Here is a 1,490-nt window from a genome sequence, read left to right on the forward strand (position 1 = left end):
CCGCGCACGCCGAGCGCGTCGGCGTGCGGGACCGGCTGTGGCTGGCGGGCCAGGTGTCGCGCGACGCGATGCCGGCGCTGCTGCGCTCGGCCGACGTGGTGGCGTGCGTGCCGTGGTACGAGCCGTTCGGCATCGTGCCGCTGGAGGCCATGGCGTGCGGCGTGCCGGTGGTGGCCAGCGCGGTCGGCGGGCTCACGGACACCGTCGTGGACGGCGTCACGGGCGTGCTCGTGCCGCCGCGCGAACCGGCCACGCTCGCCCGTGCGCTGCACTCGCTGCTGGCCGACCAGGCGCGGCGGGAGGCGTGCGGCATCGCCGGGCTCGACCGGGTGGGCGTGCGCTACACGTGGGACCGGATCGCCGAGGACTCCGAACGCGTCTACGAGCGGGTCACGGCCGGCCAGGCCGTGGCCGTGGGAGGCACGCGATGACCGTCGAGAGCCACCTGAACGGACTCGCCCAGACGTTGGCCGGGCTGCGCACCCAGGCGCCCCGGCTGACCCGCTGGGGCGGCGTGCTGGCCCGACGGCTCAGCGACGGCGGACGGCTGCTGGCCGCCGGGAACGGCGGTTCGGCCGCCGAGGCGCAGCACCTGACCGCGGAGCTGGTCGGCCGGTTCCGCGACGACCGCCGGCCGTTCTCGGCGATCGCGCTGTGCGCCGAGTCGTCCAGCGTCACCGCGATCGGCAACGACTACGGCTACGACCAGGTGTTCGCCCGCCAGGTCACCGCGCACGCCCGGCCCCAGGACGTGGTCGTGCTGCTGACCACGAGTGGGCGCAGCCCGAACCTGCTGGAGGCCGCGAAGGCGGCCCGGGCGGCCGGGGCGCACGTGTGGGCGATGACCGGCCCGACCCCGAACCCGCTGGCCGAGGTGGTGGACGAGGTGCTGTCGCTGCCGGGCGAGCCGGCGAACGTGCAGGAGGCGCAGCTGGTGGCGGTGCACGCGCTGTGCGCGGCGTTCGAGGCGGCGTTGCCCGCGGCGGAGCGGAGGGTCTCGTGAAGCTTGTTGTCGTCGGTGACTCGTTGCTCGACGTGGACGTGCTGGGCACGGTCGAGCGGTTGTGCCCGGACGCGCCCGCGCCCGTGCTGGACGTCGAGGAGGAACGCGCCCGGCCCGGTGGGGCGGGGCTCGCCGCGGCGCTGGCGGCGGCCGACGGGATCGACGTGACGCTGGTCAGCGCGGTCGCCGACGACGAGGACGGCCAGCGGTTGCGGGCCGAGCTGGCGCGGGTGCCGTGCGTGCTCGGGCCGTCCCCGGCGCCGACCCCGGTCAAGACCCGGCTGCGCGCCGGCGACCAGTCGATCGCCCGGCTCGACCGGGGCGGCGGTCCCGGCGCGCCGCAGGCCACGGACGACATGCTCGACGCCGTGCTGGAGGCCGACTACGTGCTGGTGTCCGACTACGGGCGCGGGCTGGTGCGCGACGAGCGGCTGCGGGGCGTGCTCGCCCGCCGGCCCGTCGTGTGGGACCCGCACCCGCGCGGCCC

Annotated in this window: 3 protein-coding genes; all 3 read left to right on the top strand. The window is 77.0% G+C overall.

The annotated features are described in order from the left end of the window. Positions 1-431: glycosyltransferase (locus ACFQ3T_RS36545; protein ID WP_380730735.1), on the top strand; the 431-nt coding region annotated here is incomplete at its 5' end. After that, entirely contained in the window at positions 428-1,003 is a 576-nt protein-coding gene (locus ACFQ3T_RS36550) for a D-sedoheptulose-7-phosphate isomerase (RefSeq protein WP_380730737.1), read from the top strand. The genes ACFQ3T_RS36545 and ACFQ3T_RS36550, both read left to right, overlap by 4 nt. Continuing rightward, a partial coding sequence (locus ACFQ3T_RS36555) for a PfkB family carbohydrate kinase (protein WP_380730738.1) occupies positions 1,000-1,490 on the top strand: 491 nt, incomplete at its 3' end. The genes ACFQ3T_RS36550 and ACFQ3T_RS36555, both read left to right, overlap by 4 nt.

The organism is Saccharothrix hoggarensis, assembly GCF_042678885.1.
In the GTDB taxonomy this organism is placed as follows: Bacteria; Actinomycetota; Actinomycetes; order Mycobacteriales; family Pseudonocardiaceae; genus Actinosynnema; species Actinosynnema hoggarensis.

Excerpts from the sequence above, each read along its gene's own strand:
- ACFQ3T_RS36550 (WP_380730737.1), top strand. The coding sequence starts at position 428 with ATGACCGTCGAGAGCCACCTGAACGGACTCGCCCAGACGTTGGCCGGG.